Source organism: Patescibacteria group bacterium (assembly GCA_038065315.1).
Classification (GTDB): Bacteria; Patescibacteriota; Minisyncoccia; order Phycocordibacterales; family JBBTRF01; genus JBBTRF01.
The window spans coordinates 605,894-630,663 of sequence record JBBTRF010000001.1; the positions used below are offsets into that span (position 1 = coordinate 605,894).

A 24,770-nucleotide genomic window follows, 5' to 3' on the forward strand; every position below is an offset into this window, starting at 1 on the left:
GCGGAGGGGGTGAGATTCGAACTCACGATGCCTTTCGGCATGCCGCATTTCAAGTGCGGTACGTTAGACCACTCTGACACCCCTCCCTGATACGCTTGTGCTGCCTATGTCGTTGTGGATTTGAACTCCCGACAACCTCCATATACTTGCATATTTCATTGAGATTTTCAAGCTGTACGGCCTTGCCGCCCCTCCGGATCTTTGGATGTAAATCGAGAGAGGAAAGTATTTCGTAAAGCTGCTCGATGAGCCCGGGTATATAAATGGTGATGTTTAATCTCGCGTAAGAATACTTCCTGTTTTTGTACGAAGAATGAGTCTCCAAAAAGATGCATCCGTCGGTGTCCAGGGCACCCCGCAGGCAAGCTTTTCGATACTCTTGATTCGCCATAATCCATTCCGGAATTCGCGCATCAGATGTTATTTTACTTCCTACCGAAAAACCACATTCTTTCATGAAAAAGAGTACGCATTCTCGGCTCGATATTCGGACGTCGCAAGCGCCGTGATTTTCTCGATCGTGCAGGCTGACAGGGATTCCGAAAAGATCTTTGGATAGCGTTTGAACATATTTTGCATAAGCTCGTTCCTCTTTTGAAAGGGTAATAGTGATCTGATACGGGTTTATGCCGCCGTCACCCAGGATGATTCCTGCGAGTTCGGCAAGACGGGTGCTATGCTCGGGAGTCTTCATGGTGTGTTTGAAACGCTTTTCGTGCCGACCCTTTCTTTGCCACCAGTCCACCCACGCTTGTTTTCGAACGGTCTCGCTCACCGGTACGCGGGAGTACTTGGCGATCAAGCCTTCTCCGCCTTTGCTTGAAATGCTCGCTAGATGTTTCTTTTGGTCGAAGGAGGGAAGCCCTTTTGGCGCAGCTACACCACTCACTATTTCGATTTGTTTTGCTCTAGCTGCATATAGTGGGTAGCGGCCTTCGCGGTATTCTCCCAGTGTTCGTGGATGGACACCGAGTCGGTGTGCGAATTCGAACAGACTGCCTTTAAATTCAGCCAAAGCTTTTGCGACAAACCTCTTCTGTATATTAGATATATCAGCCATGCATCCTATTATACCAAAATCATCAGGATGGAGTAGAATGGTCGCATGCGTCACCTAGGTATCGATTTCGGCAAAAAGCGAGTGGGGGTGGCCCTTTCGGACGAGGCAGGCAATTTTGCTTTGCCGCATAGTGTGCTGGCCAACGATGCGCACCTCGTCGAGCAATTGAAGGCCTTGTGTGCCGAGCAGTCTGTTGGGACGATTGTGATGGGGGAGTCGAAGGATTTCAAGCAGGTGGCCAATCCAATCATGAAGGCGGCGCTGGTGTTCAAGGCCGAGTTGGAAAAGGCGACTGGCTTGCCGGTGCATCTGGAGCCGGAATTCATGACCTCGGCCGAAGCGGAGCATCTCCAAGGGAAAAATGCGATGCTCGACGCTTCGGCCGCTGCTCTCATCCTGAAAAGCTACCTAGAAAAGCATCGGGGCTAATCGGGTATAATATTCACTACTATGGATCCAAAACCAATCACATCGACCGCGGCCACAACTCCCGTACCGACCCCTGCAGCAGTAGCGCCAAAACCCGTTTTCGCCACCTTCGATGATTTCAAAAAGATCGAAATCCGCTCCGGCAAGATTTTGAGCGCAGAAAAGATTCCAGAGACCGACAAACTTTTGAAACTTTCGGTGGACTTTGCTGAAGCGGCACCACGACAGATCGTCTCAGGTATTTCCACATACTTTCCCGACCCGGCCGTGCTCGTGGGGAAGACATGTATGTTTGTTGCCAATCTCGAGCCGCGCACAATCCGCGGTTTTCAGAGCAACGGCATGTTGTTTGCGGTGTCGACGGCTGATGGAAAGTTTTCTCTTCTTGAGCCAAACGGCGATATTCCGCCAGGCACTATTGCGAAATAAGGGCCGTCGTTTTTTGCGTTCACTTAAACATTTATCTACCCATGGAATCATTTCTTTTCCTCCTCGATCCGACATTTCTGGTGAAGACTGCTGGCTTGGCGGGCGTGATTGCTATTGTATTTGCTGAATCCGGTCTGTTTTTCGGCTTCTTTTTTCCTGGCGATTCGCTCCTCTTCACAGCCGGACTGCTCTCTTCGCAGGGATTGTTGCCGATCGGCTGGTTGCTCATCGGGACGGCGATCGCGGCGATCCTCGGTGACTCTGTTGGGTATTGGTTTGGCAAAAAGACGGGGCCGGCGATCTTTTCGCGCGAGGATTCGCTATTTTTTCACAAGAAGCATGTTGAGCGGGCGCAGCGATTTTATGAACTCCACGGCAAGAAGACCATCATCCTCGCGCGATTCATCCCGATTGTCCGCACCTTCGCCCCAATCCTCGCCGGGGTGGGGAAGATGGACTATCGCACCTTCCTCTCGTACAACATCATCGGAGGCCTCGCGTGGTCGCTCGGCCTCACTTCCCTCGGCTACTTCCTCGGCGGCTTGATCCCATCGATCGACCGTTACCTCCTGCCGATCGTGCTTGGCATCATCGCCATCTCCTTCATCCCCATCATTCGCGAGTACCTCCGCTCTCGACGGAACTCCCAATAGTCCTCTCGACGCTCGCGAGACACGGCGGTATACTAGTAGTGCATGTTGTCCTTTTCTCGATCCTCATTTCTTGGCCGGTATTTTCCGCCGCCGACCTTCCTCACGATGCCCGCCGCTGGCGTGGATCTTTCGTATCACTCGATGCGCGTAATTACGTTTAGTCGATCGCACAAAGGCCTCGCCCTCGACAAAGCCATCACTCGGAGCATTCCGGGCGGCGCTATTTATGGCGACGAAGTGCAATCGAACAAAGAGCTGAAGGACGCGCTCATTGCGGCCAAGAAAGAGCTCGGCCTATCTTTCGTTCGCGTGACTCTTCCAGAGGACAAAGCCTATATTTTCCGAACCAGCTTGCCACAGATGCCAGCTGCACAGGCCCGACAGGCGATCGAATTTCAGCTCGAAGAGAATGTCCCACTTTTGCCGGCCGAAGCGGTGTTTGATTTTGTTATTTTGCCCCCATCTTCAAAATTGGCTACATCTGCACCGAATGCGACAACGATTGATGTCGTCGTTGCTGTCTTCCCAAAAAAGTTTATCGAAGGTTATGTCGAACTGTTTCGCTCTGTTGGCTTGGTACCTACGGCGTTCTATATGAATGCCGATGCCATTGCGCGTTCGATTGTGCGAGAGGGTGACATGGGGACGTATCTTATTACCAATATCGGTACGAAGACCACCGGTATCTATGTGGTGAGTGAGGGGGCAGTACAATTTACCGCCACCCTGTCTTTTGGCGGAGAGTCACTCACCAAAGCCATCGAAAAACATCTTTCGGTGACTCATGAAGAGGCCCTGAAGATCAAGCGTGGGGAAGTGATGATGAAGAATCGCGAGGCAGTGGATCTCTTCTACTCGCTCGCGAACACTGCTTCGGCTTTGCGCGACGAAATGAATCGCATCGTGTCGTATTGGCAGAGTCATAAAGACAAGAGCGGGGCAGTGGGCAAACCGATCCAGAAGATCTATCTCTGCGGCAGCGGGGCGCACCTGTCCGGTTTCGATGAATATATTTCTACCACCATGAAGATCGAGACCGAGGTCGGCAATGTCTGGCAGAATGCATTTGCCTTCGAAGATGCTATTCCGCACATCACGCGGCCAGACGCCTTGAGCTACGCTTCGGCGATCGGTTCGGCTTTGGCGTCGTTCAATTCTCCCCAATCCCATGTTTAATCTTCTCCCACTCGCTTCACAAAAATCGGTCTCCAACGAATATCGCTTCCGCGTCGCTTCGGCCTGTATTATTGCATTGGCGGTATTGGTGTTTTTGGCGGGAGTGTCGCTGATCCCGGCCTATGTTTCCTCGATCAACCAGGCGAAGTTGTTTCAGGCACAATATGATTCGGTGCATGAGGTGGCGGGGCAGAAGGTGGATGATTCCATGGCCAAGCTGCTTGGTGCGACGAAGGCCAAGCTCGATCTCTCCCAACCATATCTCGAGACTTCGGCGGCGAGCGAGATGGTGTCGCGGGTGGTGGAGCATCAGACTGCCGGGATCGCCCTCACCGCCTTCCGCTTCGGGGCCGACGAGGTCGCGGAAGGGGTTCGGGCGAGGAAGATCACGATTGCCGGTCGCGCAGCAGACCGGCTCTCCCTCCTCCATTTCTATCAAAGCCTCCAGGCCGAGAAGAAATTCAAATTGGTCGTGTTGCCGGTACCGGATTTCCAGAAACCGACCAACATCGACTTTAGCATCTCGTTTATTTCATTGATGTAATCCCATGCGAACCGCTACGCTAAAACTCGCTCTCACCATCTCCGCCGTTCTTTGTGTCGTGGCTGCCGCCGTATTGTGGTACGGCTTGTATGAAGTAGGGCAGAAGACCGGGACGATCACGCAGCTCTCCGAACAGATCAAGCAAGAGCAGCACAAAGTCGATCATTTTCAAGCGTTGAAAAAATTGGCTTCAACCACGGTGGATGAGCGCCTGCGCTTGGACAAGGCATTTTTGAAGAGCACGGAGGTCGCTTCGTTTGCGAGCTATCTCGAAAAGCTTGCGTCTTCTGTTGGTGCGACGGCCAAGATCACTAGCTACACCACCAGCCAAAATGGCGATGCGGTGTTTGGTACGGAAAATCTCGTCGCCACTTTGAGCGTGGCGGGATCGTGGTCGGCGGTGACCAACTCGATCCGCCTCCTCGAGCGTCTGCCGTATGTTTCGGCGATCGACAGCGTCGCGTATACCAAGGGCGCTTCGGAAGATGCGGGCAAGGTGCTCAGCAATGCTCCGTGGACAGCCGTGGTGACATTGCGGGTGGTAAAATACAAGCAATAAAAGCGTCGCGCACGAGCGCGCCACAAACATACATGAAACACCCCTCACACAACCCATCGCGCGACTGGTACCTGGTGCTCGGCATCACGAGCCTTTTGGCCGTCTCGGTGTTTGCGTGGGCGTACTGGTTTCACTCGACAGTGAGCCAGCCGGACCCTATCGAAGGCAATGTCGGCACCGTGTCTACGAGTGATGTCCTGGACGGCAAAGTACTCGACAAGACCAATCGACAATTTCTCGAACGCGCGAGCGAATTCGACAGAGTCCGCTACAGCGCGCCCGTCTCGGTTGACCCAGCCGAGTAAACGGGTAGTATGGGGAAACGCAGTCGGGAAGAGCGGCGCTGGTGCCGCGCAAAAAGCACGCTCCTGTAGTTTAATGGATAAAACTGCGGACTTCTAAGCCGCTGATGCAAGTTCGATTCTTGCCGGGAGCACATAGAGAGCAAAATCGTGAAAATAGATGAAAAAAGACGTTTTTTCACGATTTTGGGTGATAAAACAGTGAATAGGAGGCACTTTATGGGTACTATTCACTAAAGATTGACTTTTATAGGTAAATAGACTATACTGTCACTATAAAGCATTATATACACCTATGTCTATAACCAAACCAATCAAAGATCGCATTCAGGCTCTCAAGGCCGAATATGACGTCCTCCGCAAAGGTAAGGACTCGCTTTTGGCTATGATCGACGATGCCGAAGTGCCGGAAAGCGTCTACAACTCTAATGCCATCGAAAATTCGACACTCACGCTCAAGGAAACAGAGAAGATTCTTTTGGATATGGAAGTCGCTCGAGATGTTTCTTTGCGCGAAGTCTTTGAGGCAAAAAATCTTGCTCGAGTCATCGAATACATCCGTAACAAATCGAAAGAGACAGAAGTAAATCGCGAGCTTATTTTGCCTTTGCATCAAATGCTGATCGGCGGCATTGACGACAAGATCGCTGGCCGCTTTCGTGGCTCGGGCGAATATGTCCGAGTCGGTACGCATATTGCTCCCGCTCCTGAAAAAGTTGAGAAGTTGATTGCCTCCAGTATCACTGAATACACGAGCGACATGTCTGCTTATTTTTTGGACAAGATCGCCAAGTTCCACTTGGATTTTGAAACTACCCATCCGTTCTGCGATGGCAATGGCCGTATTGGTCGCGTGTTGATTTCTTACCAACTCCAACGTCTTGGCTTCCCGATCATTATCATTCGGGACCGTGAGAAAAAAGAATACTACAAATCCTTTGGTGACTACCGCGATGGTAAAAAGACCAAGACGCTTGAAAAGGTGATCTATCTTGGCCTGATGGAGTCGCTGCACAAGCGTATTACGTATCTCAAGGGAGACAAAATTATTCGACTCTCTGAATATACGAAAAGTCACGCTAAGTCTGCTTCAGCGATGACGAACGCCGCTCGTCGACAGAATATTCCGGCTTTCAGAGAGAAAGGTGTTTGGAAGATCGGCGAAAGTTTTGAGTACACGCCCAGAGACGAAAAATAAACTCATGGAACACAAAAAAGTACAACCAAACGCGACCGCAAAGCCTACTGCCAAGATCGTACCAAAAACCGGCACGCCGGGCGCACCAACATCATGGGGCGGGGTGGCGGATTGGTATGACGGCCTGCTTGGCGAGGAGGACACGTATCAGAAAGAGGTGATTTTGCCGAACCTGCTCAGGCTCATGGCGCCGAAGGCAGGCATGCATGTTCTCGACCTGGCTTGTGGACAAGGATTCTTTTCACGCGCCCTTGCTGCGTCTGGCGCCAAGGTGACGGGTGTCGATATTTCTCCCGAGCTCATCGATATCGCTCGCTCAAAGAGTCCGGTCTCCAAATCGGGCGTGCCGAGCTTTGCAGTGTCGCCAGCGGATCATTTGCCGAGAGTGGATGGCGCGACGTTCGATGTCGTTCTCATTTCTTTGGCCATTCAAAATATCGAAAATTTGCAGGGGACATTTGACGAATGTGCCCGCGTGCTGAAGCCGGGCGGCAAGCTCTTCATCGTGATGAATCATCCGGCGTTTCGTGTGCCGAAGCGTTCCGGTTGGGGTTGGGATGATGCGACAAAGTCGCAGTACCGACGCGTGGATGCGTATCTATCGGAGTCGAAGGAGGAGATCGTGATGAATCCGGGGAAGGAGGCGGCAGGTGTGGCGCCGGCGGCGAAGACTGTTTCGTTCCACCGACCGCTCCAACTCTATTTCAAGAAATTGCAGAAGGCGGGGTTTGCGGTGTCGCGTCTCGAGGAGTGGAATTCGCACAAGGAGAGCCAGCCTGGTCCGCGCGGGGCAGAGGAGAATCGTATCCGCAAGGAGATCCCGATGTTTTTGTGTTTGGAGGGGGTGAAGGTTGTATAGTAAGTTTAACTTTCTAAATCAAGACATCTCTTCAGTTTGTCTGACATGAGAACTGAACGTTTTGTCACGAAGCTATCTGTAAAAAATTTGTAGTAAAACCTGAGCAGACGATGTTACAAGTTCAGGGTGATCTTTTGTGTAGTAAATAAATTTCTTAAACCATCCATCTGCAGCCGCTAGATCACCATTGCGCATGTCCCGATAAGAGTACTGAAGGTATTCTTTCGCGCTACCCTGCAGAGATCTTATCGCTTCCTCAAATAACGGGTACTGGTTCTCCGCGACGTAATCTTTTACGCTAAATGTTCCAGCGTTCACAACGCTACCAAGCACTTTCAGGTTTGCCTTGAGGTCGATCTCAACACTACCCGTATTCTGAAAATCTCCACCAATTGTAACAGTGCCTCCACTGCCAAATTTTGCCGTTGTTCCCTCAGTGTTGTTCACCCCTTTTGAAGATACAATAAATGTCATGTATTGTGCGCCCTGAGGGACTCGAACCCCCGACCTTCGAAGTGTAAATTCGCCGCTCTACCAACTGAGCTAAGGGCGCATGTTTTTCCTTGCTACCTGGAACACAATAGCTTGTTTTTTGTTTTTTATCAAGCTTGATTTCACGTCCTTGTAGAAGTATACTCCACATACAATACGTTCTCAATATGAAGCTCACAGAGAAACAAAAAGCGACACAACTACGAAAAGCTGGAATGTCCATGAAGGACATCTCGCGCGAGCTTGCTGTCTCGAAAAGCAGTGTCAGTCTTTGGGTTCGAGACGTTGTTTTGTCGGACAAGCAGCAAAAAAGGTTGGCTAAGAAGGGTTTCAAAAGGGAAGCTATTGAAAAGCGACGTCAATCGAGGCTTCAGAACGAACAGAACAAGCGGGAGGTGTTCATTGAAGGCGGCCGCGACGAAGTTGATTCTATTTCAAAAAAAGATTTAAAGATCATCGGCACGATGCTTTATTGGGCAGAAGGGGCGAAGACCAATCGGGGGATGGTTCGATTCACCAACAGCAATCCTCTCATTATTAAGGTGATGATGGAATTTTTTCGAAAAGAGTGCGCCGTTCCTGAAGAAAAGTTCAGAGGACACATCCATACCCACTCGCATTTGAATGCAAAAAGAGCAGAAGAATACTGGTCCGATGTCACTGGCATCCCTTTGAAACAATTTTTCAAAACATATTCACGGCCGAGTATTGCGAGCAAAAACAAGAAAGATTCTCTACCTTATGGTACGCTGGAGGTCTGTATTTGCGATACCAAGCTTTTCCTGAGGATTCAGGGACTGACAGAAAAGCTCGCAAGTCTAGTAATAGGGCTCTAAATATAATGAAAATAGAAATCCTCCACGAAGACAAGCAGTACCTGGTCATCAACAAGCCGGCCGGCCTTGTCGTGCATGCGGATGGCCGCACCGAAGAGCCGACGTTGGTGGATTGGATCCTCAAAAAGTACCCAAAAATGAAGAAAGTGGGGGAACCGATTCAGCTCGCCGACGGCACAGAATTGCTCCGTCCAGGCATTGTGCATCGTCTCGATCGTGACACCACCGGCGTGCTCCTGCTCGCCAAAACTCAGGAGGCTTTCTTGCACGCGAAAGAGCAATTTCAGAATCGCACCACCAAGAAGATCTATCGCGCTTTCGTCTTCGGCTTGGTGAAGGAGGATGTTGGACAGATCGACCGTCCGATCGGCCGTTCTCGCAGTGACTTCCGTCGATGGACAGCACAGCGTGGCGTACGAGGGGAGATGCGCGAGGCGTCCACCCGATATCGCGTACTCGGCCGAGCGCGCGGAGTAGCGGGTGTTGGTCCGGAAATTCCACTCGGAGATTTTACCTATATTGAAGTACGCCCGCTCACTGGCCGTACACATCAGATCCGCGTGCACATGAAGGCGATCAATCATCCGCTTGTCGAAGACGGCCTCTACACCGAAAATTTGGTGAAGAAATTTCCGCATGCGCTCGGCTTTCAGCGCCTCGCGCTCCACGCCTGCCAGCTCGAATTTGCTGATATGAATGGCAAAAAGCTGTCGGTATCCGCGCCACTACCGGAAGATTTTCGCCAGGCGGAGGCGATATTTGCCAAAAAATGAGGCCTGTGTTAGATTAAGCCCTACTATGGAAATCAAAGGAATTACCGTTTCACCGGTTGATATGGCTCAGCGAAAGACCTGGGACATGCGCGGTGGCGACACTGTAAAAGTGACTCAGAAGATCAAGGAAAAGGGCAAGGTCCGACTTCAGGTCTTTGAGGGCATCGTTCTCGCTCGAAAGCACGGCTCCGATTCAGGCGCGACTTTCACCGTACGAAAGACTGCCAGTGGTGTCGGCGTTGAGCGAGTGTTTCCTCTCTATTCTCCAAACATCGACAGTCTCGAAGTGACCAAACGAGCCAATGTCCGACGAGCCAAGCTCTATCACATCCGACACAAGGCGACCAAGGAGATCAACAAGCAGATGCGAAAGGTTCGATCTTCAAACGACGAAGCACTCGCAGAGACCGCTTCAAAGAATGCGCCGAAGGCCGAAAAGGCCGCTCCAGTCGTGGAAGCAAAGGCGTAATTCGTCACAATTCCCGCGGCCCGCTCGACTGCTGGCTACGATGTGCACAGACACTCCCCGACAGGGGAGTTTTTGTTATATAATACAAGGATGGTAGATGCTCTCAATCTCGGGACACAGTTTTCTGTACCAACCCTGCCTTCGGAGCCGGGCGTTGGTCGCAAGGGCTGGAAAGTCGTGTTCGAGGTGGTTGTCGTATTGCTCCTGGCTTCAGCGCTGATCGGTTGGTTTGCGATGACGCGCAACCAGACGTCGACCTCGTCGCTTTTGCCGAACAAAGAGGAGTTGTTGAGAAAGATGGCGGAGCGTCCGGCGGTGTCGCTCACTAATACCGAGAAGCAGTCATTGATGAATGCAATGGCGAATCCTGGACCAATCGAAACAACAAGTGTGAAAGTGGTGAATGGCAAGACCACCACTGTGAAGACTTCAGTTGCAGCGGAGCCAAGCGTGACCCTCACAGATGCGCAGCGCGCGGATTTGTTGCAGAAAATGACGGAGGGGAAGTAGTTGATAAGCTGGAAGTTTTCGGGTATAGTGTCGGTTGTTGCATGCGCGGGTGGTGTAATTGGTAAACATGTACGCTTGAGGTGCGTATGCCGTAAGGCGTGGAGGTTCAAGTCCTCTCCCGCGCACAGTATACAAAAAGGCCCGCTTTTGCGGGCCTTTTTGTATACCTGCGGAGCGGAAATTGTGAAGCAATTTTACGCGTGGCCAAGCCCGATGATGTATAATTGGCACTAATAACCACCATGAAAAACAAGCTCTTCTTTCACGACTTTTTGATCTTGGCTGTGAGTATCATCCTTGCGGTTCTCTTGGTGAAGACCGGAGTGCTCTCACAACTACTCATCTCCACGGGTCACGGCCAGTATCTTGGTAGTTTTGTCGCAGGACTATTTTTCACGTCAGTATTCACTACGGCACCAGCCATCGTCGCACTCGGACAAATTGCCGCGCTGAACACCATCATTCTCACCGCTTTTTTCGGCGCCATCGGCTCTACGATTGGCGATGTCATCATGTTCCGCTTCATTCGCGATCGTTTCTCGGAGCATTTGCTGGAAGTGGTGTCACACAACACTACCACCAAGCGTGTCGGTGCCATCTTTCGTCGTCGCTCATTCCGCCTTTTCACTTTCTTTGTCGGGGGCATGATCATCGCTTCGCCCTTGCCGGATGAGCTTGGGATTGGCCTCTTGGGCATGTCGCATTTGAAGATGCGCCGGTTCGTGCCGATTTCGTTTGTCTGCAATTTCATCGGTATCGTCCTGATCGGCTTGGCTGCGCGGGCACTCTAGAGAGTCGTAAAATCGAAATGGTATAATGAATCTCCATGTTGTATACCCGAAAAGGCGATAAAGGCACGACCAAAACATACGGCTGCGACCAACGCATCTCGAAAGGCTCGGCTGTAGCCGAAGCGCTCGGCTCGCTCGATGAAGTGAATTCGTTTCTCGGTGTCGTGAAGGTACGGTCGTTCACAGCGGGGGAGAAATTCCAATTGGAAAAGTGCAGCTTTGGCGAGATTGTGCATGGGATCCAGCAAACACTGTTCATGGTCCAGGCAGAAGTCGCCGGCTTCCCGATGCAGATGACCGGCGCGAAAGTAGTGGAGGCGGAAGCGTTGACCGATGCTGCAGAAAAACTCCTTCCGCCGATCAAGACATTTTTCATTTCCGGCGGGACAGAATTGGCTGCAAGTTTTGATGTGGCGCGCACTCTGGCCCGCCGCGCCGAGCGGCGGGTAGTGGCTGTCGCTGAAGATGTGGCGGAGGGGGGAGCGGTGAAAGTGTCTCCGGAAACCCTCGCGTACCTCAACCGTCTCTCCAGCCTCCTCTACGCTCTTGCTAGACTTTCTAATCACTTGTCTGGTATAAAGGAGGAGCCGCCGGCGTATAAGTAGCACCACAATACTTTCTATTTACATACGGGCACCCCTGATTTATACTAAGCAGATGGAATCTGTTGTCTGTAGTTATTGTAAAAAACGATTCTCCAAAAAGAGATCTCAGATCAAGAGGTCACTAGTTTCATATTGCTCCGCTCAATGCCAGCATCAAGCGAGGAAGTCTGGCCGGCAAATCTCATGCAGACTCTGCGGAAAAGCTGCATATAAAACAGTCAAATCGTTGAAAGTATCGAAATACAAAGAATACTTTTGCAGCCTAAAATGCAGTAATATTGCCAAGGGCAAAAGATCCTTAGGTGAAAATCACCCGAATTGGATCACAGGAGAATATTCTTACAAGGCAAGGTTATCTCGAGAGACTGCCAGAAAACGAGCGTGCCTACTTTGTGATATAAAGAATCCTTCTGTTTTGGCGGTACACCACATTGATCAGAATAGAAAAAATAACGTGCTAGAAAACCTCGCCTGGCTTTGCCACAACTGCCATTTTCTCGTACACCATTATCCGGTCGAGAAAAAACGCCTCGCAGGAATTTTGAATAAGTAAGACCAACATGCCAATTACTAACTGTGCACAGTGTCGAGGCGAATTTTATGCAAAACCCTATCACTTACGGAAGGGGCAGGGCAGATTTTGTTCTATCAAGTGCAAAGGTCGAGCAAGTGAAATTTCGATCCAATTCGATTGCGCTGTTTGCAAGAAAAAGATCGAGCGACTACCAAGCCGAGTGTCGCGCTCGAAAAGCGGTAAATTCTTTTGTACAAAATCTTGCCAGACGATCTGGAGAAATCAGGAGTTCTCAGGTGTTCGGCACAAGGGTTGGAAAGACGGGTCTTCACGATACCGAGAGATATTGCTCAGGAGTAACAGGGTGCAGAAGTGTGCAGGTTGTCATGTAACGGACGTACGGATTTTGGCCGTACATCATGTTGACCAAAACAGAAAAAATAACGTGCTCGGTAATCTAAGGTGGCTTTGCCACAATTGCCATTATCTGGCACATCATGATAGTCTAGGTATGTCGTCAAGAAAACACTAGAAAATATTGACGTGTTATGGTCTCTATGGTGTAGTGGTAGCACGGACCCCTGTGGAGGGTTAAGCTCGGGTTCGAACCCCGATAGAGACCCCAAGAAGTTTGTCAAAAGCGTTTGTCATGATCTATAAAAGAATAATCATCACCGGAGATGCAGGAAGAGGGAAATCCACCCTCGCGGCGGAACTTTCGAGAAAGTTTGGAATACCGAGCCACTCTACCGATGACTATTTTTACGAAGTAAAATTTTCGAAACCGAGAGATCGACAACAGGCTTTGGAACAGATCTCAGAGACGTTTAAGCAGGAGAAATGGATCGTTGAGGGTACAACAGCTTGGCTTTTGGAGCCGGGCATGGCATCCGCGGATATTATTCTGTATCTGCGATACAAAAACATACTATCGCAGTGGGGCACTTTGTTGAGACGTGGCCTGTCGAGAGAAAATGAAAGAATAAAGCAGACACTTTTCCTGATGAAGCACGTTTTTTACAAGCGATACAGTCTTGGATACAAGAAAGGTAAGATGACCCACCAAGAATTTATCGAGCCTCACAAACACAAGGTCGTGACGCTCTCATCTTTCAAGGAGATAGAGGATTTTTTGCGAATAGGTCTGCTGAGTCTCCTCTTTTTATTCTGTCCGACGCATGTCTTCGCCGCCTCAACCTCGTCTGTCGACTTCGTCCGCAATCAGATTTGGTTTTCCAAACAGCCCTTCAGGGCGGGGGAGCAGGTGAAGATCTATACCAGCGTGCTCAATGGTGGCACGGCGGACACGCGCGGTTCGGTAGAATTTTACGACGACCAAACGTTGCTCGGTACGACGCAATTCTCCGTCCTTTCTGGCGGCTCGCAGATCGTCTGGGTGCGTTGGCTGGCAGCTTCTGGCGAGCACCGATTTCGAGCCAAGATTGTTTCGATTCATGCCACCTATCCCGATGGGAGAGAGGAGGATCTTCCGGATATTGAGAGCCCGGCACCGATTGGCGTTTTTGTACTAGAAGCATTACCACCGCCGCCGAAAAGTCCCGAACAGAGTGCCGCAGGTATTCTTTTGGGAAAGATCTCTAGCGGACCACTCTTTGCTACCTCGACTATTGTGGGCGTAGGCGTCCACGGAGCGGTGTCGGCGCTGTCTGCTACGGATAGTGTGCTCAATACACTGCAAGCGAGTCTCGAAAAAGAAAAGGGGAGAGTCGACGAGCGTGTAGCATCACCCACCACGAGTGTTGGAGGAAAAACAGGCCTCGCCTCTGTCTCTGCCGCCATATCTTCTCTCGACACGCCGTTTCACACCCTGTATTCCTACCTGCTCCACTTCCTCACGTTCATCCTCGACCACAAAACACTTATCTATCTCGTATCAGCCTACGTGCTCTATAAAGCGATCAGGTACGGTATCCGACGCTTTTCTCGACGTGCGGTATAATACAGGGGATGCCTGCCGTATCTCTCTTCATCCACAACGCCGGATATGTTCTCTCGTCGATCCTTATGACCGGCCTAATCGTCTCTGTCTACGTAAAGGATCACAAGACGCTGGCGAATCGGAAGATTATTGCCGCTTTTTTCGCGGTGGTGGTGTTCACCATCGCTCATGTGATTGGTGTGAATATCGCTGACCCGCACCTTTCTCGTCTCGCGCTGATGTTCACCAGCTCCGTCCTGCTCATCTCACCGTTCTTCGCGCATTGTGTCTTTGCACTCATCGGCCGAGCGGACAAAGAACGTGTCCCCCTTGCGATCGCATACCTCACCTCACTTATCTTGCTCGCTGTATTCGTGATCTTTCCAGACTCTTTTCTCCTGCCTTCCGAACCAAAACTCTATTTCCCGAACTACTACGTCGCCGGCTCGCTGTATTGGCTGATGGAGCTGATTTCCAATGGCCTCATCCCGGCATACTTTTTGTTTCGTATGATGCAGGCTTATCCCGCCGCTGACCCAGTGATGCGCAATCGTCTCAAGTACATGTTTGCAGCACTCTTTCTCGGGTATTCATTTGGCGTCACAGCGGTGCCCTTGGTGTTTGGTGTTGCGGTCAATCCCATCTGGTCAATCCTCTTTATCCCGTTTTTCACCCTGCCTTTTGCCTACGCTGTTTTGAAGTACGAACTCATGGATATCCGCGTGATCGGAAAGCAAGCTTTTATCTATGCGGTGGTGGTGGGAGGAGTCAGCGTGCTCATCAGTATTCTCAATTATGCCAACAACCAGATTGTCGAAGTCGTTCCAGGTTTTCCGGTATGGGCTTTTCCGCTTGGTTCATCGCTGGTCGGTGTGTCGATCGGTCTCTTTATTTGGAGCAAGCTCCGCGAGACGGATTTTTTGAAATACGGGTTTATCAATGTGGTCACGCACAAGTTTCGCACCCCGCTCACGCATATCAAATGGTCGGCCGATAGTCTTGGTGGCGTTAGTCTGCCGCCTGAGCAGCGAGAAAACGTGAAGACTATTCAGACGGCAGTGCAGCGACTCGTGGATCTCACCAATTTGCTGGTGAACCTTTCCGACGCGAATACAGATCGTGACGCGGCGGCTGTGGAGCCGGTGCGCCTCGATGTTTTGGCGCGAGAAGTGTTTGAAGAATATGACCGCCGCGTCAAAGAGAAAAAACTCGTTGTGACTTTCGAAGGGCTACTTCCTGGTACGACATTTCCTACCGTATCGGTGAATCGTGCAAAGATCGCCTACGCCCTGGAGATTTTCATTGACAACGCCATCAAATACACGCCTGCTGGCGGCGCGGTTGCTATTTCTTTTTATCACGACGGGCGTGTCGTGAAAGTGTCCGTAGCTGATACCGGGATGGGAATCGCTAAGGAGGATCTTGGTAGAATGTTCAACAAATTTTTCCGCACCCCAAAGGCGATGCGCGCCGATACGGAGGGTTTGGGCATTGATCTCTTCATGGCCCGCGAAGTGGTCCGAAAACATGGCGGCGAAGTCTCCGTACATTCGGATGGCGAAGGGAGAGGGGCCACTTTCTCGATGTCGTTACCGATCAAGACAAAACCTTCGGCATAGTTGGCGTATTTTTTCTCGCCACTACTTCTTGCGCTTCTCTTTTTTGTCTTTTCCGTACAGATATTTCGATTCTCTCGTGAGAGCGAGAATGCCGACTACTACCACGTAGGTCGCGCGCACCTCAGCGGGCATCTCGTAGTGTTCTCGGTTGATGAAACCGGCGATGATCAGGCCGAAGATCAAGAGCGTCCAGGCAATAACATACAATTCGCCTGGATGAATGGTTTCATGCTTGTCGTGCCAACGCTTGAATTCTTTTTCCGCACTGTAGATGGCGAGTGAGGCACCGTACAGCACGGCGATGATGAGGATGATTTCGTGGTGGTCAAGGATATTCTCGTGAAGATAGTCGTAGACGATGGCGGAGAAGAACACGAGCGTCCAAAAATCGGTCAGGATTCTCCAGAAAGACTCCTCGGCTCTTTTGCGGATCTGGTGTATCCTCATACATACACAGTATCTCATATTTTTATGAAACAAGCCCAGGCGCTCGAACTACTCAAAACCGGCAGAAATGTCTTCATCACTGGCGCGGCCGGCAGTGGCAAGACGCACCTGGTGAATTCGTACATTTCGTATTTGCGTGAGCGTGGAGTGGATATGGGCATCACCGCCTCCACCGGTATCGCCGCGACACACATGGGCGGGGTTACGATTCATTCGTGGTCGGGCATGGGGATCCACGCGTTTCTTTCCGAATACGACATCGAAGGGATGCGTGAGAAGCCGTATCTGGCGAAGCGTTTCGAACGGGTGAAGGTGCTGATCATCGACGAAGTTTCGATGCTTCATCATTTTCGCCTCGACTTGGTGGACCAGATTTTGCGGACAATGAAAAAAGTCGATGATCCTTTCGGTGGAGTGCAGGTGGTGTTGTGTGGTGACTTTTTCCAGCTCCCGCCGGTATCGCGCTTTGGCGAACAGCCGGCGCATTTTGTGTATCACTCCGAAGCATGGAAAAATGGTGATTTCTGCGTCTGTTATCTCGACGAACAATTCCGCCAAAATGATCCCGAAGCCATCGGTCTGCTCAACGAGATCCGTTCCGGTGAGGTGTCGGCAAAGACACATGCGTTGCTCGAAAAACATTCGCATCCGCACAAAAAAGTGCTCATCACCGAGCCGACGCGCCTCTATACGCACAATGAAGATGTCGATGCGATCAACGAGCGCGAATTGGCGAAGCTCGTCGAGGCGGCCTCAGCGGAATATGCGATGGAGGAAAGAGGGAAGCCTTTTATTGTCGAAGCGCTCAAAAAGTCTTGCTTGGCGCAGCCGAACCTGAGGCTGAAGGTCGGTGCGCGGGTGATGTGTATTAAGAACAATTTTGAAGAGGGGTATGTAAACGGCACGCTTGGGGTGGTGGTGTCATGCAGCTTCAATGAAGATCCGGTGGTGAGGTTGTCGAGCGGTAAACGGGTGAGTATCGGCAAGGCTTCGTGGAAGATCGAGGAGGATGGGAATACGAAGGCCGAGCTGCTTCAGTATCCGCTGCGGTTGGCATGGGCGATCACCGTGCACAAGAGTCAGGGCATGAGCCTCGATGCGGCAGAGATGGATCTGTCGAAGTCTTTCGAGCCGGGTATGGGATATGTGGCATTGTCCCGCGTGCGGAGCTTGGCGGGGTTACGCATTTTAGGTTTGAACGCTAAGGCACTCGAAGTGAACCAGGAGGTGTTGGAATTCGATGGGCAGCTTCGGGAAGCGTCGGTCCGCGCTGAAGAGAAGTTGGGGGGTATGTCACCGGCCCAGCTTGCGGCTGAACAAAAAGATTTCATGGAATATTGTGTGCCGGAGCGTGCGGCGGGGAAGAAAGCTCCGAAAATACCAACGCACGAGATCACCGCCGCGCTCATCGACAAGAAAAAAACGCTCGCCGAGATCGCCCGCGAGCGCGGCCTCACCACGGAGACGATTGTCGATCATATTGAGAAGCTCATCGAAGAGGACTATGGCACCGACATTGCGTATCTCAAAAAAGATATTTCAAGGACCCATTGGTTGAAGATCGATAAAGTATTCGAAGAGATGTTGGCCGATGAAAAGTGTGACGGTATTTTCCTTGCGCCGGCCAAAAAGAAGCTTGGCGCCAATATCTCGTACGTCGAGATCCGCCTCGCCCGCGCTCTGAAAGGTCTGGTACCAAAGCAGAAAAAGTCGTAGGGCGGAAGTGTTCCGCCGCGTACCTCGTCTGTTATACTTCCTTTGTGGGCAAGGTCAGAACGTTTTTGCAGAAGATCCCCAAGCCGCTCCGCTGGGCGGCCGGTGCCTTTTGTATTGTTGCCGGCATCTTCAGTATTCTCACACCGCTTACTCCGTGGGGCATTTTGTTCTTTGTCGGCCTCGAGTTGATTGGCATCCGCCTCCTCTTTGTCGAAAAAGGGAAGGCGCACGTTTTGCATTGGTACCAGCGTGTTAAGATAGCATATATAAAATACTCTCAACGTATGAATGACTCCACATTTCTTTCGAATCTGCAGTGGCGCTACGCGACCAAAAACTTTGATGGTTCAAAACTCTCAGACAAGCAGCTCGAGGCGATCTTGGATGCAGTTCGCTTCGCACCGACTTCGTATGGCCTGCAGCCATTCCATGTGACTGTCGTCTCCGACGCGGCTCTCCGTGAACAAATGAAAAAAGCATCGTGGGATCAGCCACAGCTCACCTCGTCTTCGCATGTGTTGGTATTTTCCGCACGCACCGACCTGAAGGATCGCATCGAAGCCCATCTCATGAATACTGCCGGCGGCAATCCAGAGATTCGCGCGAAGCTTGCCGGTTTTGAGGGTATTTTGAAAGAATTTTCAACAGACATGACCGACGCGGCGGTGCAGGAGTGGGCGAGCAAGCAGGCCTACATCGCTCTCGGCTTTGGCTTGGCGGCTTGTGCCGAGTTGCAGATCGATTCGTGTCCGATGGAAGGTTTCGATCCTGTGCAAATGAAGCAGATCCTCGCCTTACCGGCTCACCTCTATCCGTGTGTCATGCTGGCTGTGGGGAAGCGTGCTGCGAGTGAGGTACTGAAGCCGAAAGTTCGATTCGACAAGGCGGATCTTTTTGACACGCGATGATCATCGGTATTACAGGAACAATTGGTGCTGGCAAGGGCACGGTAGTGGAGTATCTGGTGCAGAAGAAAGGGTTCGTACATTTTTCTGCGCGGGCGCTTATTTTGGAAGAAGTGAAAAAGCGCGGATTGGAAGTGATACGAGAAAATACGACGCTGGTCGCCAATGATCTCCGCGCGGCGTTCGGCCCAGACTACATTGCCAAAGAGCTGTGCCGCCGCGCGGCCGAGGTCCAGAAGCAAGGCAAGAATGCTGTGGTGGAGTCGCTTCGCAGTATTGGCGAGATTGAATTCATCCGTGCTATTCCCGGCAGCAAGGTCTTCGCCGTGGATGCCGATCCAAAGATTCGCTATGAACGTGTTCAGTCCCGAAAATCCGAACTCGATCAGATCACCTTTGAGCGGTTTGCCGCTCAGGAAAAAGCGGAGATTAATCCTGATGATCCAACCAAAGGGAACCTATCAGCTTGCATCGCCATGGCCGACGTTGTGTTTATGAACAACGGAAATTTTGAAGAGTTGAGCAAACAGGTCGAAAAAGCCCTCGCTCGATAGGGTGGGGTGAAGTGCGGTATACTACCAGTATGAAACACATGACGAAGTATTTTTCTGTCTTTAAAACGCCTAAGGGCTATATTTCAGCGGCCATTGTGTTGCTCGTGTTAGCGGGTTGGGGGTTGTCCGGCGAAAAGACCCCGCTTTTTAGCGGTACACTCACCGTGGTGAAGCGCGATATCGCTCAGAAAGTGAGCGTCACTGGTCGCGTGAAGTCGGTGTCCGATGTTGCGTTGGCTTTTGAAAAATCCGGCCGTGTGAGTCGCGTGTATCACGAAGTGGGCGCTGAGGTAAAGCCTGGCGATGCTTTGGTGTCTCTGGAAAATGCCGATTTGTATGCCCAGCTTCAGCAGACGCAAGCTGCTGTGAAGGTGCAACAGGCCAAGCTCGATGCACTGAAGGCGGGCAGTGCCGCGTCGGATATTCGCATTGCCGAGATATATGTCATCAATGCGAAAGCAGCTCTCGAGGATACTCGTCGCGCCGCCGTCGATGCTCTGACGGCGGCGCAGACCAATGCCGACGATGCTCTGCACAATAAAGTCGACGCATTCTTCAGTAATCCTCGGACTTCGACCCCGCAATTCAATCCTCAAACCGACGGTCAATTGCGCACATCGATCCAGGGCGCGCGAGTGGGGCAGGACGATGCTCTGATCGCTTGGAAATCTCTTTTGTCGCAGATGTCGGTCGATCTTGAGAAAGTGGCCTTTCCAACATACTTTACCGATGCAAAGACCCGTCTGTCGACGCTTAAAATGCTTGTAGACTACATCGCCGAAGCAGTAAATGCCCTCTCCTCCGGCACCGGCCTGACTCAGACGACTATCGATACATACAAAGCGGCTATTCTGGCTGCCCGCACCGCTATTTTGACCCAGCAGGCGGCGATCACAAGCGCGGAACAGGCACTCCGCGCGGCCGAGGCGACGCTCGCCTTGAAGCAGTCTCAATATGATCAGGCTAAAGCTCCTGCGCGCTCTGAAGACATTCGCGCGCAGGAGGCCAATGTAGAGTCCGCTTCAGCAAGCGAAGCTGCGGCATACGCGGCGCTCGAAAAGACGATCTTGCGCTCACCTATCGTCGGCGTTGTGACTGCGAAGAATATCGAGGTGGGGGAGATTGTGCCGGCGAATACTGCAGCGGTGTCCGTGATGTCTCGAGGTGTGTACAAAATCGAAGCGAGTGTTGCTGAGTCGGATATCGCCAATGTTCGTGTCGGCAACAAAGCCGATGTCACTCTCGATGCATATCAAGATGCACACTTTGATGCCGTGGTGACGGCCGTCGATCCTGCAGAAGTGATCATTGAGGGCGTGCCGACATACAAAGTGACACTCAATTTTGTGAAGAAGGACGAGCGGATCCGATCTGGCATGACCGCAAACACTGACATCATCACCGCCGAGGTGAAAGGGGCTATTTTGGTACCGTCACGTTCTTTGTATAGCAAGGACGGTAAGCGCTATGTGAAGGTGAACGGCGCGGACGGTGTAGTTGTCGAGCGAGCTGTGGAGGTAGGTATTAAAGATGGCGAAGGGAACACACAAATCGTCTCCGGAGTGAATGAGGGGGATGTGGTGGTCACATCGTCGGTGCAATAATGAGCCAATGTCTCTGATTGAAGTAAAAAATGTTACGAAGATATACACCAACGAAGGTGTAGAGACGCCGGCGTTGCGCGGCGTCTCATTCGGCGTGAAGAAAGGCGAATTCGTGGCGATCATGGGTCCGTCGGGCTCTGGCAAGTCAACGTTACTGCACATCTTAGGTTTTCTCGATGAACACACTGGCGGTGAATATCATTTCGAGGGCAAGAATGTAAAGTCGTATGCTCCGGAAGAGGTTTCGAAAATTCGCAATGGTCGGATGGGTTTTATTTTTCAGGCGTTCAATTTATTGCCACGTACCACCGTGCTCGAGAATGTGAAATTGCCGTTACTGTATTCTGATGTGCCGCCGGAAAGTTGGGATGCACTGGCGAAAAAGGCCCTGGAGTCGGTTGGGATGCTGCATCGCTTAGAACACGAGCCGGCCCAGCTTTCCGGCGGCGAAAAGCAGCGCGTGGCTATCGCCCGCGCGCTCGTCTTGGAGCCGTCGGTCATTTTTGCCGACGAACCGACCGGCAACCTCGACTCAAAATCCGGAAGAATGGTGATCAAGACCATTCAAGATCTCAATGAGAAGCACGGTCACACGATCATCCTCATCACCCACGAGACGAGCACGGCTGAACATGCCCAGCGCATTATTCGCGTCATGGACGGCAGTATCGAGAGCGATACCAAGGTCGCGCACCAGCGCCGCGCGGACGAGGGGTATGCGAAATAATATCAGTCAGACAAATCAAATAGGATATGAAAAAACTACGATCACAAAAAGATATGATGCCGGCGATTTTTGAGGCAAAAGAGGTTCGCCGCGTTTGGCACGATGAGCAGTGGTATTTTGTCGTCGAAGACACAGTGCAGGTACTCATTGATTCTGAAAACACAAAACAGTACATTCAAAAAATGAAACAACGTGATATCCATCTCAGTCAAGGGTGGGTACAAATTGTCCACACCCTTGACGTGCCGACGAAAGGTGGTGTTCAGAAGATGAACTGTGCGAGTCTGCAGGGAATTTTTCGCATTATTCAATCGATCTCATCACCCAAAGCAGAACCTTTCAAGCAGTGGCTTGCGAAGGTAGGACAAGAGCGGATTAGTGAAATGATGAATCCTGAGATTGCACTCAATCGCTCGAGAGAATATTGGCAGAAGCATGGTAGAAGTGAAAAGTGGATACAGCAAAGAATGATGGGGCAGGAGACCCGCAACAAGCTTACGGATTACTGGAAAGAATCAGGTGTAGAAGAGGGTAAAGAATATGCTATCTTAACCAATATCATTCACCAGGAATGGAGCGATCTTGGTGTGCAGGATCATAAAAAAGTAAAAGGGTTGGGAAAAGGTACAAATTTGCGTGACCACATGTCTGAAGCCGAATTGATCTTTACGGCTCTCGCAGAACTTTCTACCAGACAAATCGCAGAGAGTATGGAGACAAAAGGACTTGAAGAAAATAAAGTACCAGCAAAACGCGGCGGGAAGATTGCAAAAGATGCCAGAATTGCGCTCGAAGAAAAAACGGGTAAAAAAGTTGTGACAGGTGAGAATTATCTGCAGTCAGGTAAAAAGAGATTGGAATAATATTTATCATGATTTTTTCCTACAGCCTCAAAACTGCCGTCACTGGACTCAAGACGAATCGCTCTCGTTCACTTTTGACGATCCTCGGCATTGTTATTGGTATTGCGGCAATCATTCTCATCATGTCTTTGGGGCAGGGGGCGCAGCAGCTGATCCTCAATCAAGTGCAGGGCATGGGTTCGAAAACGATCGTGGTCATCCCCGGTCGCGAGCCGAAAGGTCCGTCGGATGCAGCGCAAGTGTTTAGCGATTCCCTAAAAATCCGCGACCTCGAGCTCCTTCAGAACAAAGAAAATGTGCCGACACTCGGCAGCGTCATGCCCCTCCTTTTCACTGGCGTGAGTGCTTCGTATGGCAGCGAGACGTATCGTCCGACGATCTTTGGTGTCTCGCCGCTTATTCAACAGATTTTTGATCTCGATGTTTCCGAAGGCGAATTTTTTAGTAATGACGATGTGCGTGCGCGGGCGGATGTGGTGGTGATCGGCTCAAAGGTGAAGGAGCAACTCTTTGGTGACAGTCCCGCCCTCGGTGAGAAGATCAAGATCAAGGACCGCAATTTCCGCGTGATCGGTATCATGCCGTCGAAAGGGCAGGTGTCATTTTTCAATTTTGACGAAGCGGTGATTGTGCCATATACCACGGCGCAGCAGTATGTGCTTGGTATTAAATATTTTCATCGATTCATCGCTGAGGCTACTTCGCAGGACTTGATCGCGCAGACGGTGACGGATATTAAAGCCACCTTGCGTGAGAGCCACAAGATCACAGACCCGGACAAAGATGACTTCTTTGTGCAAACGCAGGAGGATCTCGCCGCTCGTTTGGGCCTCATTACCCAAGTCCTCACCCTGTTCCTCGCGGCCGTCGCTGCCATCTCTCTAGTGGTGGGCGGTATCGGCATCATGAACATCATGCTCGTGTCGGTGACCGAACGTACTCGCGAGATCGGCCTGCGAAAGTCTATCGGCGCAACAGACCGCGATATTCTGATGCAATTCTTGCTCGAAGCAGTGCTACTCACCGGCACAGGTGGGGTAGCGGGCATCATCATCGGCGGCACGCTCTCCGTGATATGCGCCCTCATCCTCACCAATTTTGTCGGTCTCGATTGGAGCTTCCAATTTCCATTCTTTGGCGCCTTCCTCGGTATTGTGGTGTCTGGCGTGATCGGCCTCGTGTTCGGTATTTATCCGGCAAAACAAGCCGCGCGCAAAAGCCCGATGGAGGCATTGCGGTACGAGTAGGCGAGTGTGCCGCACGCTGTAATAGTGACGACCGACAGACGGCAATGGTATACTAGAGGTCCATTATTAGGGATACCCTTTATTTATTAAACGCTTTAGTCCTAACCAACCACACATATGTTTTCTTCACTCACCGAAACCCAATCAAAGCGCCTTTTTCAGGCCTTCCACGTGCTCCTTATCGTCGGCTCTCTCTATCTTTTGGCCCGAGTGATCACTGAGGTGAAGACCTCGGCGAACATCGGCAAGACACCAGTCCAGAGCCAGATCTCTGTCACTGGCAAAGGTGACGCGTATGCTATCCCAGATATCGCGACCGTCTCATATGATGTGAGCCATGAAGCCAAGACCGTCTCCGAAGCTCAGGAAAATGTCACGAAGCGTGCAAATGACATCCTCGCGTACCTCAAGGAGGCAGGTATCGAGGATGTGGATGTGAAGACCACCAACTATCAGATCTATCCGCACTACGAATACAGCAATCGACCGGTGGTTTGTTACGACGCTGCGAGCTGTCAGCCAAAGGACAGCCGATACTTTATTGGCTACAACGTCACCAGCTCCTTCCTCGTGAAGATTCGCAAGGTGGAGGATGCAGGAAAGATACTCGCGGAGATTGGTAACCGAAAGGTGACCAACTTGAGCGGTCTCTCTTTCACTGTTGAAAATGAAGATGCGACCAAGGCACTGGCTCGCAAGAATGCGATCGAGGATGCACAGCGCAAGGCAGAAATACTCGCGAAAGATCTCGGTGTTTCTCTCGGCAAGATCAGTAGTTTCTCTGAATCAGGCAACGGCTACTATCCAATGTACTACAGCAAGGAAATGGCAATGAGTTCGGACGCTGGCGGAATGGGCGGAGCACCGGCGCCTGAGCTTCCAGCAGGCGAGAACAAGACCACTAGCCAGGTCACGATAACCTACGAAATCAACTAACAGATAGGCCGTTT

28 protein-coding genes and 5 tRNA genes are annotated in these 24,770 nt (G+C 51.2%); 28 read left to right on the top strand and 5 right to left on the bottom strand.

Going from position 1 to position 24,770, the window contains the following annotated elements; translation table 11 throughout:
- Position 1 precedes the first annotated feature (1 nt).
- Positions 2-86 (bottom strand) — tRNA-Ser (locus AAB391_03330).
- Positions 50-1,060: an LAGLIDADG family homing endonuclease gene (locus AAB391_03335; GenBank protein ID MEK7645322.1), complete on the bottom strand. Its 1,011-nt coding sequence runs from the start codon at positions 1,058-1,060 to the stop codon at positions 50-52. The genes AAB391_03330 and AAB391_03335 overlap by 37 nt, the downstream gene beginning before the upstream one ends.
- A 45-nt stretch (positions 1,061-1,105) precedes the next feature.
- On the opposite strand from AAB391_03335, the gene ruvX reads away from it, so the two are divergent.
- The 10 genes from ruvX (at position 1,106) to AAB391_03385 (ending at position 7,209) form a co-directional block, all read left to right on the top strand.
- On the top strand, positions 1,106-1,489 hold the full coding sequence (ruvX, locus tag AAB391_03340) for a Holliday junction resolvase RuvX (protein ID MEK7645323.1): 384 nt from the start codon (positions 1,106-1,108) through the stop codon (positions 1,487-1,489).
- Positions 1,490-1,510: 21 nt separating this feature from the next.
- Positions 1,511-1,918 carry a hypothetical protein gene (locus AAB391_03345; protein ID MEK7645324.1) on the top strand — a complete coding sequence of 136 codons (408 nt, stop codon included), beginning with the start codon at positions 1,511-1,513 and terminating at the stop codon, positions 1,916-1,918.
- Between the two features lie 41 nt (positions 1,919-1,959).
- On the top strand, positions 1,960-2,571 hold the full coding sequence (locus AAB391_03350) for a VTT domain-containing protein (protein MEK7645325.1): 612 nt from the start codon (positions 1,960-1,962) through the stop codon (positions 2,569-2,571).
- A gap of 42 nt (positions 2,572-2,613) precedes the next feature.
- Positions 2,614-3,747 (top strand): pilus assembly protein PilM, encoded by a 1,134-nt coding sequence (pilM, locus tag AAB391_03355; GenBank protein ID MEK7645326.1) that lies wholly within the window; start codon positions 2,614-2,616, stop codon positions 3,745-3,747.
- Positions 3,740-4,291: a hypothetical protein gene (locus AAB391_03360; GenBank protein ID MEK7645327.1), complete on the top strand. Its 552-nt coding sequence runs from the start codon at positions 3,740-3,742 to the stop codon at positions 4,289-4,291. Before pilM ends, AAB391_03360 begins: the two co-directional genes overlap by 8 nt.
- Before the next feature lie 4 nt (positions 4,292-4,295).
- Positions 4,296-4,850, top strand: a complete 555-nt coding sequence (locus AAB391_03365; protein ID MEK7645328.1) for a hypothetical protein — start codon at positions 4,296-4,298, stop codon at positions 4,848-4,850.
- Positions 4,851-4,882: 32 nt separating this feature from the next.
- Positions 4,883-5,155, top strand: a complete 273-nt coding sequence (locus AAB391_03370; GenBank protein MEK7645329.1) for a hypothetical protein — start codon at positions 4,883-4,885, stop codon at positions 5,153-5,155.
- Between the two features lie 59 nt (positions 5,156-5,214).
- Positions 5,215-5,286 (top strand) — tRNA-Arg (locus tag AAB391_03375).
- A 161-nt stretch (positions 5,287-5,447) separates the two neighbouring features.
- Positions 5,448-6,350, top strand: coding sequence for a Fic family protein (locus tag AAB391_03380; protein MEK7645330.1), 903 nt, complete (start codon positions 5,448-5,450; stop codon positions 6,348-6,350).
- A 4-nt stretch (positions 6,351-6,354) separates the two neighbouring features.
- A complete protein-coding gene (locus AAB391_03385; protein MEK7645331.1) occupies positions 6,355-7,209 on the top strand; it encodes a class I SAM-dependent methyltransferase in 855 nt (284 codons plus the stop codon).
- A 72-nt stretch (positions 7,210-7,281) separates the two neighbouring features.
- Here the strand turns inward: AAB391_03385 and AAB391_03390 are convergent, their stop codons facing one another.
- Together AAB391_03390 and AAB391_03395 are read right to left on the bottom strand one after the other, a co-directional pair.
- Complete coding sequence (locus AAB391_03390) at positions 7,282-7,683, bottom strand: hypothetical protein (protein MEK7645332.1); 402 nt, start codon at positions 7,681-7,683, stop codon at positions 7,282-7,284.
- 6 nt (positions 7,684-7,689) lie between these two features.
- Positions 7,690-7,762: transfer RNA gene (locus tag AAB391_03395), tRNA-Val, on the bottom strand.
- Positions 7,763-7,868: 106 nt separating this feature from the next.
- Between AAB391_03395 and AAB391_03400 the strand changes: the two genes are divergently transcribed.
- From AAB391_03400 to AAB391_03445, 10 genes are all read left to right on the top strand, one after another.
- The gene (locus AAB391_03400; protein MEK7645333.1) at positions 7,869-8,537 is read left to right on the top strand and encodes a hypothetical protein; all 669 of its coding nucleotides are present in this window, start codon (positions 7,869-7,871) and stop codon (positions 8,535-8,537) included.
- Positions 8,538-8,542: 5 nt separating this feature from the next.
- Positions 8,543-9,310 (top strand): RluA family pseudouridine synthase, encoded by a 768-nt coding sequence (locus AAB391_03405; protein ID MEK7645334.1) that lies wholly within the window; start codon positions 8,543-8,545, stop codon positions 9,308-9,310.
- Between the two features lie 25 nt (positions 9,311-9,335).
- Positions 9,336-9,779 carry a 50S ribosomal protein L19 gene (gene rplS / locus AAB391_03410; GenBank protein ID MEK7645335.1) on the top strand — a complete coding sequence of 148 codons (444 nt, stop codon included), beginning with the start codon at positions 9,336-9,338 and terminating at the stop codon, positions 9,777-9,779.
- A gap of 90 nt (positions 9,780-9,869) precedes the next feature.
- Positions 9,870-10,289 (top strand): hypothetical protein, encoded by a 420-nt coding sequence (locus AAB391_03415; GenBank protein ID MEK7645336.1) that lies wholly within the window; start codon positions 9,870-9,872, stop codon positions 10,287-10,289.
- A 43-nt stretch (positions 10,290-10,332) separates the two neighbouring features.
- Positions 10,333-10,414, top strand: a tRNA-Leu gene (locus AAB391_03420).
- Between the two features lie 117 nt (positions 10,415-10,531).
- Positions 10,532-11,080: a hypothetical protein gene (locus AAB391_03425; protein ID MEK7645337.1), complete on the top strand. Its 549-nt coding sequence runs from the start codon at positions 10,532-10,534 to the stop codon at positions 11,078-11,080.
- A gap of 35 nt (positions 11,081-11,115) precedes the next feature.
- Positions 11,116-11,685 (top strand): cob(I)yrinic acid a,c-diamide adenosyltransferase, encoded by a 570-nt coding sequence (locus AAB391_03430; protein ID MEK7645338.1) that lies wholly within the window; start codon positions 11,116-11,118, stop codon positions 11,683-11,685.
- Between the two features lie 1,065 nt (positions 11,686-12,750).
- Positions 12,751-12,824, top strand: a tRNA-His gene (locus AAB391_03435).
- A 24-nt stretch (positions 12,825-12,848) separates the two neighbouring features.
- Positions 12,849-14,159: a hypothetical protein gene (locus AAB391_03440; GenBank protein MEK7645339.1), complete on the top strand. Its 1,311-nt coding sequence runs from the start codon at positions 12,849-12,851 to the stop codon at positions 14,157-14,159.
- A gap of 8 nt (positions 14,160-14,167) precedes the next feature.
- Positions 14,168-15,757, top strand: coding sequence for a HAMP domain-containing sensor histidine kinase (locus AAB391_03445; protein ID MEK7645340.1), 1,590 nt, complete (start codon positions 14,168-14,170; stop codon positions 15,755-15,757).
- A 21-nt stretch (positions 15,758-15,778) separates the two neighbouring features.
- Here AAB391_03445 and AAB391_03450 read toward each other — a convergent pair whose 3' ends face one another.
- The gene (locus AAB391_03450; GenBank protein MEK7645341.1) at positions 15,779-16,204 is read right to left on the bottom strand and encodes a hypothetical protein; all 426 of its coding nucleotides are present in this window, start codon (positions 16,202-16,204) and stop codon (positions 15,779-15,781) included.
- A gap of 24 nt (positions 16,205-16,228) precedes the next feature.
- On the opposite strand from AAB391_03450, the gene AAB391_03455 reads away from it, so the two are divergent.
- The 8 genes from AAB391_03455 to AAB391_03490 all read left to right on the top strand — a co-directional run bounded on the left by AAB391_03455 (position 16,229) and on the right by AAB391_03490 (position 24,756).
- A complete protein-coding gene (locus AAB391_03455) occupies positions 16,229-17,920 on the top strand; it encodes a helix-turn-helix domain-containing protein (GenBank protein MEK7645342.1) in 1,692 nt (563 codons plus the stop codon).
- Between the two features lie 44 nt (positions 17,921-17,964).
- A complete protein-coding gene (locus tag AAB391_03460) occupies positions 17,965-18,828 on the top strand; it encodes an NAD(P)H-dependent oxidoreductase (GenBank protein MEK7645343.1) in 864 nt (287 codons plus the stop codon).
- A complete protein-coding gene (locus tag AAB391_03465; protein MEK7645344.1) occupies positions 18,825-19,379 on the top strand; it encodes an AAA family ATPase in 555 nt (184 codons plus the stop codon). The genes AAB391_03460 and AAB391_03465 overlap by 4 nt, the downstream gene beginning before the upstream one ends.
- A gap of 29 nt (positions 19,380-19,408) precedes the next feature.
- Positions 19,409-20,983: an efflux RND transporter periplasmic adaptor subunit gene (locus AAB391_03470; GenBank protein MEK7645345.1), complete on the top strand. Its 1,575-nt coding sequence runs from the start codon at positions 19,409-19,411 to the stop codon at positions 20,981-20,983.
- Between the two features lie 7 nt (positions 20,984-20,990).
- Positions 20,991-21,710: an ABC transporter ATP-binding protein gene (locus AAB391_03475; protein ID MEK7645346.1), complete on the top strand. Its 720-nt coding sequence runs from the start codon at positions 20,991-20,993 to the stop codon at positions 21,708-21,710.
- A gap of 26 nt (positions 21,711-21,736) precedes the next feature.
- Complete coding sequence (locus tag AAB391_03480) at positions 21,737-22,573, top strand: Bro-N domain-containing protein (protein MEK7645347.1); 837 nt, start codon at positions 21,737-21,739, stop codon at positions 22,571-22,573.
- 8 nt (positions 22,574-22,581) lie between these two features.
- The gene (locus AAB391_03485; protein MEK7645348.1) at positions 22,582-23,820 is read left to right on the top strand and encodes an ABC transporter permease; all 1,239 of its coding nucleotides are present in this window, start codon (positions 22,582-22,584) and stop codon (positions 23,818-23,820) included.
- Positions 23,821-23,937: 117 nt separating this feature from the next.
- The gene (locus AAB391_03490; protein MEK7645349.1) at positions 23,938-24,756 is read left to right on the top strand and encodes an SIMPL domain-containing protein; all 819 of its coding nucleotides are present in this window, start codon (positions 23,938-23,940) and stop codon (positions 24,754-24,756) included.
- The last annotated feature ends 14 nt before the right edge of the window (positions 24,757-24,770 follow it).

Bases quoted from the DNA above. Each gene is read 5' to 3' on its own strand.
- AAB391_03335 (MEK7645322.1), bottom strand. From the start codon at position 1,060: ATGGCTGATATATCTAATATACAGAAGAGGTTTGTCGCAAAAGCTTTG.
- ruvX (MEK7645323.1), top strand. From the start codon at position 1,106: ATGCGTCACCTAGGTATCGATTTCGGCAAAAAGCGAGTGGGGGTGGCC.
- AAB391_03345 (MEK7645324.1), top strand. From the start codon at position 1,511: ATGGATCCAAAACCAATCACATCGACCGCGGCCACAACTCCCGTACCG.
- AAB391_03350 (MEK7645325.1), top strand. From the start codon at position 1,960: ATGGAATCATTTCTTTTCCTCCTCGATCCGACATTTCTGGTGAAGACT.
- pilM (MEK7645326.1), top strand. From the start codon at position 2,614: ATGTTGTCCTTTTCTCGATCCTCATTTCTTGGCCGGTATTTTCCGCCG.
- AAB391_03360 (MEK7645327.1), top strand. From the start codon at position 3,740: ATGTTTAATCTTCTCCCACTCGCTTCACAAAAATCGGTCTCCAACGAA.
- AAB391_03365 (MEK7645328.1), top strand. From the start codon at position 4,296: ATGCGAACCGCTACGCTAAAACTCGCTCTCACCATCTCCGCCGTTCTT.
- AAB391_03370 (MEK7645329.1), top strand. From the start codon at position 4,883: ATGAAACACCCCTCACACAACCCATCGCGCGACTGGTACCTGGTGCTC.
- AAB391_03380 (MEK7645330.1), top strand. From the start codon at position 5,448: ATGTCTATAACCAAACCAATCAAAGATCGCATTCAGGCTCTCAAGGCC.
- AAB391_03385 (MEK7645331.1), top strand. From the start codon at position 6,355: ATGGAACACAAAAAAGTACAACCAAACGCGACCGCAAAGCCTACTGCC.
- AAB391_03390 (MEK7645332.1), bottom strand. From the start codon at position 7,683: ATGACATTTATTGTATCTTCAAAAGGGGTGAACAACACTGAGGGAACA.
- AAB391_03400 (MEK7645333.1), top strand. From the start codon at position 7,869: ATGAAGCTCACAGAGAAACAAAAAGCGACACAACTACGAAAAGCTGGA.
- AAB391_03405 (MEK7645334.1), top strand. From the start codon at position 8,543: ATGAAAATAGAAATCCTCCACGAAGACAAGCAGTACCTGGTCATCAAC.
- rplS (MEK7645335.1), top strand. From the start codon at position 9,336: ATGGAAATCAAAGGAATTACCGTTTCACCGGTTGATATGGCTCAGCGA.
- AAB391_03415 (MEK7645336.1), top strand. From the start codon at position 9,870: ATGGTAGATGCTCTCAATCTCGGGACACAGTTTTCTGTACCAACCCTG.
- AAB391_03425 (MEK7645337.1), top strand. From the start codon at position 10,532: ATGAAAAACAAGCTCTTCTTTCACGACTTTTTGATCTTGGCTGTGAGT.
- AAB391_03430 (MEK7645338.1), top strand. From the start codon at position 11,116: ATGTTGTATACCCGAAAAGGCGATAAAGGCACGACCAAAACATACGGC.
- AAB391_03440 (MEK7645339.1), top strand. From the start codon at position 12,849: ATGATCTATAAAAGAATAATCATCACCGGAGATGCAGGAAGAGGGAAA.
- AAB391_03445 (MEK7645340.1), top strand. From the start codon at position 14,168: ATGCCTGCCGTATCTCTCTTCATCCACAACGCCGGATATGTTCTCTCG.
- AAB391_03450 (MEK7645341.1), bottom strand. From the start codon at position 16,204: ATGAGGATACACCAGATCCGCAAAAGAGCCGAGGAGTCTTTCTGGAGA.
- AAB391_03455 (MEK7645342.1), top strand. From the start codon at position 16,229: ATGAAACAAGCCCAGGCGCTCGAACTACTCAAAACCGGCAGAAATGTC.
- AAB391_03465 (MEK7645344.1), top strand. From the start codon at position 18,825: ATGATCATCGGTATTACAGGAACAATTGGTGCTGGCAAGGGCACGGTA.
- AAB391_03470 (MEK7645345.1), top strand. From the start codon at position 19,409: ATGAAACACATGACGAAGTATTTTTCTGTCTTTAAAACGCCTAAGGGC.
- AAB391_03475 (MEK7645346.1), top strand. From the start codon at position 20,991: ATGTCTCTGATTGAAGTAAAAAATGTTACGAAGATATACACCAACGAA.
- AAB391_03480 (MEK7645347.1), top strand. From the start codon at position 21,737: ATGAAAAAACTACGATCACAAAAAGATATGATGCCGGCGATTTTTGAG.
- AAB391_03485 (MEK7645348.1), top strand. From the start codon at position 22,582: ATGATTTTTTCCTACAGCCTCAAAACTGCCGTCACTGGACTCAAGACG.
- AAB391_03490 (MEK7645349.1), top strand. From the start codon at position 23,938: ATGTTTTCTTCACTCACCGAAACCCAATCAAAGCGCCTTTTTCAGGCC.